The organism is Roseomonas sp. CECT 9278, from assembly GCF_918698155.1.
GTDB lineage: Bacteria > Pseudomonadota > Alphaproteobacteria > Acetobacterales > Acetobacteraceae > Neoroseomonas.
Genome location: NZ_CAKKLX010000085.1, coordinates 1 through 10,314, shown reverse-complemented (window position 1 = coordinate 10,314; position 10,314 = coordinate 1). Strand labels below are relative to the sequence as shown.

Sequence of the window (10,314 nt, the reverse complement as noted above, 5' to 3'; positions counted from 1 at the left end):
CAGCAGGTTGCCGACGCGGTTGAGGTCCATCAACAGGCAGTCATCAGCCAAGCCGGGGCGCGGCTGCACCGACAAACCGAGGACAGCGCGGCGGGTGAATTCGCTCACCGCCACGCCCGCCGCCGCCGCCTGTTCGGCGACCTGCGCGGCCTCGGCCTCGGTGAGCCAACCGACAACGCGGCTCGTCCGGCCCTCGCCGGGGGCCAGTTTCCGCCGCCCCAATCGTTTCGCCTTCGTCTCCATTCGCCCTCTTTTTCGGGGGTGTCGGGGGGTGGCTTTCGCCCCCTGACTAAACATTTTTCGGCACGAAAAAGATTGTTTACTACCCTACTTTACATATACCATGGCAGAATGCGGTTAAGGAAGTGCTAACCCACTCTAGGAACGCCCGAAATGCCCTTTCCGGACCTTGCCACCTTCCTCGCCCTGAACCCGCACAACCGCCCCGCCTCGATCCTCGTGTTCGACCCCAAGGGCGAGAACCCGCCGCAGCGCCTTCCCCACGCTGTAACGGTCCTGCTCCCCTTCCCCCCATCTGGGAGCGACCGGAATGCCGTTCCAGTTCCACAACGCTGACGCCTCGCCCTATCGGCCGGGGGACATTTTCCTTGGCACTTCTGAGACGGGGCATAAGGTCGGAATCACCCTCGAAAGGCACCTTCTGACGGTCGCAGGGGCACGGCGAGGCAAAGGCGCGGCTCTCATCGTACCGAACCTCCGGCGATGGCCTCATTCCGCTGTCGTAGTGGATGCCAAGGGCGAAAACACCTTTCTGGCGTGGCAAGAGCGGCAGGCCATGGGGCAGCGGGTTTATGTGCTGGACCCCTTCCGGGAAGCTGATGTGCCGGATTCCATCCGGGCCAGCTTCAACCCTCTGGCTGCAATCGACCCGGCCAGCCCCTCAGCCCGTTCCGATATCCGCATAATCGCGGACGGCCTCGTGATCCGTTACAACGCCAAAGACGGCACATGGGACAATGGCGCAGTGACTGTGCTGGCCGGGCTGATTGCCCATGTCATCACCACGGCCCCGCCGAAGCGCCGCACCCTCGCCTCTGTCCGTGATCTGCTCAACCTGCCCGCCTTCACCGAGGAAGACCAAGACGGCAACCGCCCTCCTTCCCTCGCCGATGTGGCGGCAGACATGGCCGAAAACCCCTCCTGCGGCGGACTGGCCCAAACAGCGGCGGCTGTGATCCTCCGCAGCCTCACCGCCAAAAGCGGAACGGGACCGGAATTTGTCGATGCCGCCCGCACCGCAATTGATAACTTTGGGGATGAGGCCCTGCAGTCGGTCATGGCGGATTCATCCTTCCGCCTGTCCGAACTTAAGACAGGGCGCTGTACCGTCTTCCTCGTCCTCCCCTCCCGATACATCGCAGACCACGCCCGCTTCTTCCGCCTGTTCGTGCGGCTGACCCTCAACGAAATGGAAAAGCCCATCGAAGGCAAAACCGGGCTGGATCGCCTGAAAGGGACCCCCTGCCTGTTCGTTCTCGATGAATTCGCGGAACTCGGGCGCGTGGATGCGCTGAAAATGGCAGCAGGGCGGCTGGCCGGGAACGGTGTTCATCTCTGGCCGTTCCTGCAAAATTTCAGCCAGTTACCCGACCTCTACGGCACGGAAGGCGCAAAGCCGTTTATCGCCAACGCGGACGCCCTAACATTCTTCGGCATCGAGCAGGATGACGATGCCCAACGCTACGCGTCGAACCGAATTGGCGTGCTGACACAGGAAGAAATCGGTGTGACGCCGCCGCCTGTGACGGTGCGGGAGCCAGATTCGTCAGAGCGGCGCGGCGCATTGAAACCGCCCGCCAGCCCCGCCCACAGCGCGTCCGACTGGTCACACGCGAGTCATCAGCGGCGGGTCCAAAAGCATGCCCTTGCCCGCGCTGACCTCGATTATGCGGAGCGCGATCACCGCGCCGCACACGATACCGCAATGAACGAATACGCCCACGCAATGCGCCGGGTGGGGCGTCCTCGGCTTCCGCCGGATGAAATCGCCCGCGTGACCGGGCGAGGCCCCAATGATGAGGTCGCCCGGTCCATGATCGTCTTCGGGGCAGCGGGGCAAATTTGGAATCTCAGCCTTGCCCCGTACTTCCGAACCTCCGGCACGGCCCGCATGTTCGGCCACATGAAACCCGCATCGAACACCCCGGCAATGCGGATTCTTGGATTCGGTTTAATGGCCGGGTCGGCGGTTGGTGGGCTGCTCGGAATCCTGCCCTTCCCCTTCCCTCTTGTCCCGTTCGTGGCGGGCATGTGGTTCGCGGCGGCCCCTAATATGTTCGGGATAAAGGGCTAAGCCTGATTCCGCCTCGCCTCTCCGCGTGTTAGGGTTTGTTGGAGTAACGCAACCCTTACACGTTAGGAGACGAAACCCCCATGAAACTGACAGCGGGACAGGCCGCAAAAGAGGCGGGCGTGAGTGTGCCCACCATCACGCGGGCCATAGCAAATGGTAAGATAACTGCCGAAAAATTGGACAACGGCAAGGGGTATCTGATCGACCCCGCCGAACTGTTCCGGGTCTTCGCGCGTAAGGGGAGTAACAGTAACGCAACCCCATCCACGTTAGGAGACGAAACCCCTATTGAAACAGGGGTGTTAGAGGTCGAAATTAAGCTTTTGCGTGAAAGGCTTGCGGACAAAGACGGGGTGATTGCCGATCTGCGCGAGGACCGGGACAAGTGGCGCGAGATGGCGGAACGGACAACAAAACTGCTCCCCCCGCCATCGCCTGAAACCCTTATTCCGCCCGCTCCGGCGGTCGCTGAGCGCGGCGGGCTGATTGCTCGGCTGTTCGGTAGGGGGAAAAGCTAAAGCCGCTGTACGGGCCCTCCTAGAGGCCAAAGCCCGTGGGTTCCGGGATACCGTTCAAGGCGCGGCGAGTCTCGTCGAGGCGGGCGGACCATTCGCCAAGGTATGAAACCCAATCAACAAACGGATGGGCTTCGGCAGAACAGTTGTTGAAATAGTCGTGTAAAAACATAACCCCGTCTTATACGATCCGGGGTTATGTTGTCAATTTATTGATATGACGCTTGTAAGCGGCGACGATTTCAGGCGGCGAATACCCGAGACTTGAAAGGGCGGTTGTTAATCCTTCCACATGCGCCGACGCCGCGTTAGGCGTTCATGGTGCTTCGGCTTTCTCCTTGCGGGCCATAATCGTAAGGCGTCCAGATACGCTAATACCCGGCGGAATAAGCACAGACATACCACCCTCATCACGCTCGAAGGCAACACCAACGTTATAAAATTTCGTTTTTCCTTCGCCATATTCCTCAACAATTAGAACATCATACGGTTTCTTTTTATCAGACATTTTTAAATACTCCTTTCAATGCAAGTATTACATAGAAAAGCGATGAATATATCCTTAATGCTCACGTATCCGGCGGAAATCATACCGCCGTGCTCACTCTGGCAAGGGGCGGGTCCTCGCCATGCTCGCGCTTCGCGCTGCGCGTGGCTCCGGTCCCGGCTTCGCCGCCCTTGCCTGCCGTTCCGCGCGGCGGTGCGGGGATGGCGTCGGCTCCGAAGAATGTCGCAAGGGCAGACCGCCTCCGGCGGGTCTTCCAAAGAATGGCTAAGGGCTGTTGGAGCGACGCGGTAACGCGGTCTAGGAACAGGCTGGCGTATGTCGGTCAATCCGATACGGCATGAGAACATAATCGGGCAGGGTGACGGTATGAAAACGATCGAGGCTAAACGCGGCCTGTCGCCAATATACCTCGACGAAAATACCGCTAATGGACTACCGGCGATCCGCTCCCGACGGGGCGGAAAGAAAATCGTTTTTGGGTGGTATGGAGGCAAGTTTAGCCATCTTGATTGGCTTCTTCCTTTGCTTCCCTCGGCGCATCATTATTGTGAGCCATTCGCAGGATCGGCAGCAGTATTGCTTAATAGAGCGCCGTCTCCTGTTGAGACCTACAACGACATAGACGGCGATGTGGTCAATTTCTTCAAGGTGCTGCGCGACACGCCAGAAGACTTGACCCGCGCTATCGGCCTGACACCCTTCTCCCGCGAGGAATTTTACACCGCCATCAACGGCTCTACGCGCGGCGTCACCCGGCTTGAACGCGCCCGGCGGTTCTATATCCGCGCTCGCCAGACCCGCACCGGCCTCGCACAGACGGCAACACTCGGTCGCTGGGCCAACTGTAAAAATACCAGCCGGGCGGGCATGTCGGGCGTGGTGTCGCGCTGGCTCGGCGGCGTCGATGCGCTTGGTGAAATCGGCGACCGGCTCATGCGGGTGCAGATCGAGAACCGCCCCGCCCTCGATGTGATCCGGCTCTATGACAGCCCGGAAACGCTGTTCTACTGCGACCCGCCCTATCTGCACGAGACGCGCGGCGACAGCAGCGCCTACGGCTTCGAGATGGATCAGGAAGAGCATCACGAGTTGGCACGGGCCCTGCACCGTATCAAAGGCAAGGCCGCGATATCCGGTTATCGCTGCGCTCTCATGGACAATCTTTATAAAGGCTGGCGGCGTTTCGATGCCGACGAAAAGCAATGCCACTCGATCAAAAAGATGCGGCAGGAATGTCTTTGGATGAACTACTGAGGCGCATCCTACATGGCTCGCCCGATCATTTACAAAGACGCTGCGGCCTTGCTCGCGGCCATATTTATGGAAGCGGAATCTGACTTCGCTGCTGCGACGCCGCCCGTTGTGCCAGATGTCCTCGCCGCCGCGACGGAACGCCTGTTAGCCTCTAACACGCAGGCATACCGGGAAGTGCTGATCGGCTGCGCCTTGGCACGGCTGAGCGACGATCAGATTGACGTTCGGCTGCCCTACGTCAATCAGGGCGACGCTGCCTACAATGGCCGGACACTTGACGAGCAGGTGGTGAATCCCTTCCTGCACGAACACGAAGTGCCGAGTTCGAAAGGTCCCTTCCTGTCCGTGTTCCGGCGCAGCGTTGGCTTCGCGCCGGAAACGCGGGAAGGGTTACGCGACAAGCTGGGCTTCGACGCGCTGCTGGTGTTCCTCGAACATTTGCGGGCGGCTGATGCAGCTACCGCTCGGATGTATCTTCGCTTCCTGCTGCACGGGCTGGTGAAGCTTCGCGACGCCGCCAACGTGACCCTGCTTCATGTGCAGCGCCTCAGCGTCGAGCAATACGAAATCCTGATCGGCGGGTTGCTACAGGTTCCAAGCGGTGGTCGTCTGCCGGTGCTGCTGGCCGTCGCCATGTTCCAGACTCTCAACCAATGCTTTTCCCTGAACTGGTCAATTGAGTGGCAGGGGATCAACGTCGCGGATCGCGCATCGGATGTGGGCGGCGATATCACTATCAAATCTGGCAGCGAACTCATTCTTGCCGTGGAAGTGACGGAGCGCCCGATTGATCGGGCCCGGGTGCAGTCCACCTTCTCGACGAAGGTGCTGCGGCACGGAATCAGCGACTACCTGTTCTTCTTTGCAGCCGCGACCCCAACCCCCGACGCCCGCGCACTCGCACGGCAATATCTGGGGCAGGGGCATGATATCAGCTTCTTGCCGGTCAAGGATTGGCTGGTCAGTACGCTTGGGACCATCGGCCCGCGTTGCCGGGCGGAGTTCACGGTTCTCTTCATCGCGCAGCTAAACTCGACCGATGTTCCGGCCTCGCTGAAGCTCGCGTGGAATGAACACATTCGGCGGCTGGTCGGGGCCTGAACGCAAATTCTGCGGCTTGTCTGCCCGCAGACAATTCGGCTTCTCCCGCCTCGCAAAAATGCCCTTCTCATCCCGATTTTGCCGACCTTATCCCGATCCATCCCATGTTCCTTGTTCGGACCGGAAAAAGCCCGTTCCTCGTCCCGTCCCTGCAATTCGATGAGGTGGCGGGCGGGCTGACGGGTCAAAGGCGGCGAAGCCGGGACCGGAGCCACGCGCAGGCGGCAAGCCGCCGAGCATGGCGAGGACCAACCCTTTGACGCGGCAGACTGGCCGACGCCACGCTGTAAGCAGGTCGGGGCGCAGCACGGCGGCAAAGCCGCCGCAAACGCAAGGCGTCGGGCCGTAGGCCCGTCCGATTCCTGTGATCCTGAGTTTTCCGACTTATCCCGCCCCAACTACAGGAATCTATAGGAATCTGAATCTATAGGTTTGCGCCCCAAAGTGATCGTGCCTCTTTGCCCCAAAGTGATCGTGGTTTGCGCCCCAAAGTGATCGTGGATAACCCATTCAATACACGTCATTTGTGGATAACTCTGCGCTCCCGCTTGCCCCGGCTCCAGCCCTTCCGGCACGGTGTCGGGGAAGGTGGATTCCATGGCGATATCAGACCAACGCAGAGGGGTGGGACGGACGCGGGGGAAACGCCGCACGGCCGAGGCATGGAAAGCGGCGGGGGACAGCCTGCCAAGCCTGTTTGACGGTATGGCGGCCGCGCAGGGCAAGGGCCTAACGCTCATCAAAAGCCGGGTGATCGACACGGCCGGGCGGATCGCAACCGAGGACCGGGCAGAAATCGCCTACCAGCATTCCATCCTTTGTCAGACGGGGCTTCCCTACCGCGACCCCGGCGCGGGGACCAGAAAATGGGACCGGAAACAGGGCAATGCCTCCCTGCGGATCGAGGCGGGATCAGCCGCTGACCCGGAAACCGGGGAATGGGCCGATTTAAGCCTGCCGTGGGGACCGAAGGCGCGGCTGGTGCTGATGCACCTCAACAGCGAGGCAATCCGGACGCGCTCCCGGCAAGTGGATGTCGGGGACAGCCTGACGGATTTCGTCAAGCGCATTGGGCTGCATGCGCATGGCCGGAACATCCGCACAATCAAAGATCAGGTTGGGGCCTTGTCGGCGGCAACGATCCGCATGGCCTTCACAGGCACGGAAGGCGCGTTTCAAATCAACTCGCAAGTCGTGACGGGCTTCGATCTGTGGATGCCAAAAGATGCGCGGCAGCGGGTTCTTTGGCCTTCATGGGTAAACCTGTCAGCCGACTATTTTGAAAGCCTGTTGCGCCACGCTGTCCCGCTCAATGAACTGGCAATCGGGGCCTTGTCACATTCAGCCATGGCACTCGATGTTTACGCATGGTTGGCGCAGCGGCTTCACCGCATCCCCAAAGGGTCGCGGCATTTCATCGCGTGGCCGCTTCTCCATGCGCAATTCGGCGCGGACTACGCCCGTCTTCGGAAGTTCCGAGAAGTGTTCATGGTTGCGCTCAAGCAAGCCGGGGCAGTCTACCCGGCGGCTTCTCTCGATGCGAACGGGCAGGGGCTTTTCCTCTACCCGTCGCCCCCTCCGGTCCCGAAAACCCGCCTCGTAATCGGAGCGATGCCGGGAAAGTAAAAGGGCCGCGCTGCACCGCAGCAACCGAGGCATGAATACTACCATTTTCAAGTTGACGGGATAGGCATAGGGGGGGGAAGGCAAAATCAACTTATCGGTTATTTGTCGATTATTGCAAAATCGTTTCCATAATGTGCGTTATCGTGCTAACGATTCCGGAACGTTCCGCCTTCTGACGCTGCTAGAAGTGCGGCGGCTCATCCTTTGCCGCCTGCCATGCCCGCCTATTGGCAACGCGCTTCTCATCATCGAAGACGAGAAAGACGGGCTCATCAACGCCCGGAAATTCCCGCGCAAAGCGATAGTATTCTAGGGCTTCGCGCCACAGGCCGCGCAAGCGGGCGGCGCGAATCTCAATGATGTGGATAGGATCGACGCGCCGCGCGGCGCATCGTACTTCAAGAGCGGCGACGGCCTGAAAGACGTCCCGCGCTACGCGCACAACATGACGGGTGCGGTCTTCCTGCATCAAAACGGAATCTCCGCTTCTATCGTCCGGTAGTGGTCCCACAAACTCGGCTGCGAACAGCCCTCTGTTTCCTCCACGGGGACGGCATCAAGCTCGGCATTTTCCCGCGCCTCCAACAACCGCAAGCCCTCAATGATCGCCGCGACCGCGCGCCGTTTCATGTCGGCATGCCCGCCCGCCAGCCCGCCGCATCGGTCGAGATAGGCGGCGACGTCATCGGGCAGGGCATCGAGGTCAATTGTGAGTTTCGCCATGCTTCAACGCTCCCTGTCGAAATCTGCACCGCCGCGCCTCTCGCGTGTGATGACGCGGGTTTCCTCGATCTGCGAACCCTTCCGCGCCTCGCGGGCGTGGCGCACAAGCCGCGCTTCATTCCGCGCCTTGTCGTCTTCGGCCCAATAGTCGCGCTTGAAAAACTCCATGGGCCGTTTCGGCCCCCATGCCCCCGTCATCATCATCTCTCCCTATCGAAATCATGCCCCGGCTTCCGGGGCGCGGGGCGCTCCCTCGGCTTCGCCGCTTCCGTCCAATAGTCGCGCACGGGCGGGGCGTCCGGCTTTGGCCGGGTGGCCTGCTGCCAATAATCCTTGGCCTTCGCCGGCGCGGCGGTGCCGGCAGGCGTTTCCTTGGCAGGTGCCACCTTTTCCGGGGCTGGCTGATACGCGCGCCGCAGATCGCCGGGGGCTTTCTCTGCCTTCCCGCGCGTGGCCTGCTGCCCCTCTTTCGACTTGCCCCATTCCTTCGCCTGATCGACCGCCGGGACGTTCTCCACGCGCCGCGCGGATGGCTGTGGCACCCCTTCGGGTGCTGGTGCTGGCGCCGGGACCGCAACACTGCGCGGAACCGTTGGCGCGGGGCCAAGGTTGGCAGGTGCCACCTTCGCGGCGGAACGCTCAAAATCGCGCTTCACGGGCTGCTGCTCCTGCTGCGGTGTGGGGCCTGGTGCTTGCGCCTGGTTGTCGATCGAGGGCGGCCAGGTCGCACGATCGAGGCGACGACGCCGCCGGAAATTCTCGTCGCCGCTGCGGCCCATCCGCTCGCGGCTGCGGTCCTTCGCCGCCTCTAATTTTTCGCGGTCGGTGTAGATCTTCCGCCATGCCGCGCGGATCTGATCCCGCTCAAGATCCTGCCGGGAAATCAGGGCGGCGCGGTCGGCGTCATAGGTCTTGCGAACCTCGGCCAGCTTCGCCGCCCGCTCGGCCTTCGCCGCCTCAAATTTCTGCATCAATGCTGCGTCGGTCGCCCGCTTCAAAAGCTCTTTTTCGGCGGCTTGCCGTTGAATGAAGGCATCGCGGCGGGCCTGTGAATTCAGGGTGTAAGCGAAAGTCATAGACAGGAATCCGCGATCATCCGCGACGCCCCGGCGCTGCTGATCGCGGGCAACCCCCATAGCGTTCTTCACGACGCCGGAAAGGCGGCGCTCCCGCTGCTGGAATTCGCCGCGCTCGGACCATTGGCGCTTTCCAAACTCCGACCATTGCGGCTTCGTCTCGGTGCGGTGATCGCGGGCGATGGCCTTAAAGTCGATGCGCTCGTCATAGACGGCCCCGCGGCGCTCTTTGTTCGCCGCGGCGAGGTCGGCCCATTCCTGTTTGTGGCGGTCCTTCTGTTCGGTCTGTCGCTCGGCAAGATGCGCGGCAACGGTCTTGGGGCGTTCCTTGGCAGGTGCCACCTTCGCGGATTCCGGCTTTGCGACCTCAAGGGCGGCGGTCGCCTTCTCCTGCTGCCGCGCTTCCTGCTCCTGATATTTCGCCTCACGGGCGGGGCTGACGATTTCGCCGCGCTCGCGCTCATAGCGCCGCGCCCATGCGTCCAGCTTCTTCGCGTTGTCGTTCAGGTCCAGCATGCGCCCGGTTTCCGGGTCCACACGGTTGACGATGATATGCACATGCGGGTGCGCGGTATCTCGATGCGCGATGATGGCCGCTTGCCTGCCTTCGGCACCCAAAGCCCGCAACGTCGCCTCGGCGGCGGCCACCATCCCCGCCCGGTCGGGGATCGTTTCGTTTTCAGGGTGCCATTGCAGACTGTAGGCGAAGACGGGTCCGGCGGTCGCCTTACGCCCGGTCATCTTCACCCCCGCCGCCCGCTTCAAATCGTCGGCGCTGCGGGCCGTGGCAATCATCACGCCCTGAACGCAGGCGGGATCATCAACGGCAAGATGCCGGGTTTCCATCCATCCGACGCGCTCGGCGGTCATCAGGTGCGGCTGTGACGGATCGGCGCGTTTGTCGTGCAGGTAGTAGGCAAAAGCCCCTTTGAAGCTGCGCCCGGTGCCTGCGATCTGAAAATTCATGCGCGGGCCACCAGCAAGGCGACGAGCTGGCGAAACTCATCGAGCGTTGCAGCGAGGTCGGCACGTTCGGGGCGGTCGGTGTGAAGGGACCGGGCAATCTGGTTCAGCAGGTTGCCGACGCGGTTGAGGTCCATCAACAGGCAGTCATCAGCCAAGCCGGGGCGCGGCTGCACCGACAAACCGAGGACAGCGCGGCGGGTGAATTCGCTCACCGCCACGCCCGCCGCCGCC

At 61.7% G+C, this 10,314-nt stretch carries 13 protein-coding genes; 5 read left to right on the top strand and 8 right to left on the bottom strand.

From position 1 onward, the window contains the following. A partial coding sequence (locus LQ222_RS25505) for a plasmid mobilization protein (RefSeq protein ID WP_230169693.1) occupies positions 1 to 243 on the bottom strand: 243 nt, incomplete at its 3' end. Positions 244 to 550: 307 nt separating this feature from the next. On the opposite strand from LQ222_RS25505, the gene LQ222_RS25500 reads away from it, so the two are divergent. Further along, on the top strand, positions 551 to 2,314 hold the full coding sequence (locus LQ222_RS25500; RefSeq protein WP_230169692.1) for a type IV secretory system conjugative DNA transfer family protein: 1,764 nt from the start codon (positions 551 to 553) through the stop codon (positions 2,312 to 2,314). An 80-nt stretch (positions 2,315 to 2,394) separates the two neighbouring features. After that, the gene (locus LQ222_RS25495; protein ID WP_230169691.1) at positions 2,395 to 2,832 is read left to right on the top strand and encodes a helix-turn-helix domain-containing protein; all 438 of its coding nucleotides are present in this window, start codon (positions 2,395 to 2,397) and stop codon (positions 2,830 to 2,832) included. A 313-nt stretch (positions 2,833 to 3,145) separates the two neighbouring features. Here the strand turns inward: LQ222_RS25495 and LQ222_RS25490 are convergent, their stop codons facing one another. Then, positions 3,146 to 3,337, bottom strand: a complete 192-nt coding sequence (locus tag LQ222_RS25490; RefSeq protein WP_230169690.1) for a hypothetical protein — start codon at positions 3,335 to 3,337, stop codon at positions 3,146 to 3,148. 366 nt (positions 3,338 to 3,703) lie between these two features. Between LQ222_RS25490 and LQ222_RS25485 the strand changes: the two genes are divergently transcribed. Together LQ222_RS25485 and LQ222_RS25480 are read left to right on the top strand one after the other, a co-directional pair. Next, positions 3,704 to 4,591 (top strand): DNA adenine methylase, encoded by an 888-nt coding sequence (locus tag LQ222_RS25485; RefSeq protein WP_230169689.1) that lies wholly within the window; start codon positions 3,704 to 3,706, stop codon positions 4,589 to 4,591. A 12-nt stretch (positions 4,592 to 4,603) separates the two neighbouring features. Beyond that, on the top strand, positions 4,604 to 5,692 hold the full coding sequence (locus tag LQ222_RS25480) for a restriction endonuclease, SacI family (RefSeq protein WP_230169688.1): 1,089 nt from the start codon (positions 4,604 to 4,606) through the stop codon (positions 5,690 to 5,692). A gap of 398 nt (positions 5,693 to 6,090) precedes the next feature. Here the strand turns inward: LQ222_RS25480 and LQ222_RS25475 are convergent, their stop codons facing one another. Beyond that, positions 6,091 to 6,291 carry a hypothetical protein gene (locus LQ222_RS25475; RefSeq protein ID WP_230169687.1) on the bottom strand — a complete coding sequence of 67 codons (201 nt, stop codon included), beginning with the start codon at positions 6,289 to 6,291 and terminating at the stop codon, positions 6,091 to 6,093. On the opposite strand from LQ222_RS25475, the gene LQ222_RS25470 reads away from it, so the two are divergent. Beyond that, on the top strand, positions 6,290 to 7,318 hold the full coding sequence (locus tag LQ222_RS25470; RefSeq protein ID WP_230169686.1) for a replication protein RepA: 1,029 nt from the start codon (positions 6,290 to 6,292) through the stop codon (positions 7,316 to 7,318). The two genes, LQ222_RS25475 and LQ222_RS25470, sit on opposite strands and share 2 nt — an antisense overlap. Positions 7,319 to 7,499: 181 nt before the next feature. On the opposite strand, the gene LQ222_RS25465 is transcribed toward LQ222_RS25470, so the two are convergent. The 5 genes from LQ222_RS25465 to LQ222_RS25445 form a co-directional block, all read right to left on the bottom strand. Next, the gene (locus tag LQ222_RS25465) at positions 7,500 to 7,787 is read right to left on the bottom strand and encodes a hypothetical protein (RefSeq protein WP_230169685.1); all 288 of its coding nucleotides are present in this window, start codon (positions 7,785 to 7,787) and stop codon (positions 7,500 to 7,502) included. Continuing rightward, positions 7,787 to 8,041, bottom strand: coding sequence for a hypothetical protein (locus tag LQ222_RS25460; RefSeq protein WP_230169684.1), 255 nt, complete (start codon positions 8,039 to 8,041; stop codon positions 7,787 to 7,789). Before LQ222_RS25460 ends, LQ222_RS25465 begins: the two co-directional genes overlap by 1 nt. Before the next feature lie 3 nt (positions 8,042 to 8,044). Next, on the bottom strand, positions 8,045 to 8,209 hold the full coding sequence (locus tag LQ222_RS25455; protein WP_230169683.1) for a hypothetical protein: 165 nt from the start codon (positions 8,207 to 8,209) through the stop codon (positions 8,045 to 8,047). A 32-nt stretch (positions 8,210 to 8,241) separates the two neighbouring features. Beyond that, the gene (locus LQ222_RS25450) at positions 8,242 to 10,083 is read right to left on the bottom strand and encodes a relaxase/mobilization nuclease domain-containing protein (protein WP_230169682.1); all 1,842 of its coding nucleotides are present in this window, start codon (positions 10,081 to 10,083) and stop codon (positions 8,242 to 8,244) included. After that, positions 10,080 to 10,314 (bottom strand): MobC family plasmid mobilization relaxosome protein (locus tag LQ222_RS25445; protein ID WP_230169681.1); only part of this gene is annotated, 235 nt, incomplete at its 5' end. The genes LQ222_RS25445 and LQ222_RS25450, both read right to left, overlap by 4 nt.

Bases quoted from the DNA above. Each gene is read 5' to 3' on its own strand.
- LQ222_RS25500 (WP_230169692.1), top strand. From the start codon at position 551: ATGCCGTTCCAGTTCCACAACGCTGACGCCTCGCCCTATCGGCCGGGG.
- LQ222_RS25495 (WP_230169691.1), top strand. From the start codon at position 2,395: ATGAAACTGACAGCGGGACAGGCCGCAAAAGAGGCGGGCGTGAGTGTG.
- LQ222_RS25490 (WP_230169690.1), bottom strand. From the start codon at position 3,337: ATGTCTGATAAAAAGAAACCGTATGATGTTCTAATTGTTGAGGAATAT.
- LQ222_RS25485 (WP_230169689.1), top strand. From the start codon at position 3,704: ATGAAAACGATCGAGGCTAAACGCGGCCTGTCGCCAATATACCTCGAC.
- LQ222_RS25480 (WP_230169688.1), top strand. From the start codon at position 4,604: ATGGCTCGCCCGATCATTTACAAAGACGCTGCGGCCTTGCTCGCGGCC.
- LQ222_RS25470 (WP_230169686.1), top strand. From the start codon at position 6,290: ATGGCGATATCAGACCAACGCAGAGGGGTGGGACGGACGCGGGGGAAA.
- LQ222_RS25475 (WP_230169687.1), bottom strand. From the start codon at position 6,291: ATGGAATCCACCTTCCCCGACACCGTGCCGGAAGGGCTGGAGCCGGGG.
- LQ222_RS25465 (WP_230169685.1), bottom strand. From the start codon at position 7,787: ATGCAGGAAGACCGCACCCGTCATGTTGTGCGCGTAGCGCGGGACGTC.
- LQ222_RS25460 (WP_230169684.1), bottom strand. From the start codon at position 8,041: ATGGCGAAACTCACAATTGACCTCGATGCCCTGCCCGATGACGTCGCC.
- LQ222_RS25455 (WP_230169683.1), bottom strand. From the start codon at position 8,209: ATGGAGTTTTTCAAGCGCGACTATTGGGCCGAAGACGACAAGGCGCGG.
- LQ222_RS25450 (WP_230169682.1), bottom strand. From the start codon at position 10,083: ATGAATTTTCAGATCGCAGGCACCGGGCGCAGCTTCAAAGGGGCTTTT.